Annotated in this window: 1 rRNA gene; it reads right to left on the bottom strand. The window is 45.4% G+C overall.

The features are described 5' to 3' along the window. Positions 1-53 (bottom strand): 5S ribosomal RNA (gene rrf / locus KTE19_RS14435); the annotation flags it as partial. Positions 54-205: the final 152 nt, after the last annotated feature.

Raw genomic sequence — 205 nt, 5'->3', positions numbered from 1 at the left:
ACTGCTGTGTTCGGCATGGGAACAGGTGTATCCTTCTGGCTATCGCCACCACACTTCTTGCTGCTTGAAAGAACTTCGTTCTCTCAAAACTAGCTAATATTAATTTTCTGCTTTCAAACACCACTTCTACTTGGTTAAGTCCTCGACCGATTAGTATTGGTCCGCTCCGTACATCGCTGCACTTCCACTTCCAACCTATCTACCT

It is taken from the genome of Lentilactobacillus dabitei, from assembly GCF_019061365.1.
GTDB classification, from domain to species: domain Bacteria; phylum Bacillota; class Bacilli; order Lactobacillales; family Lactobacillaceae; genus Lentilactobacillus; species Lentilactobacillus dabitei.
The sequence above is the reverse complement of the archived record's forward strand: the minus strand, read 5'-3'. Positions and strand labels throughout refer to the sequence as shown.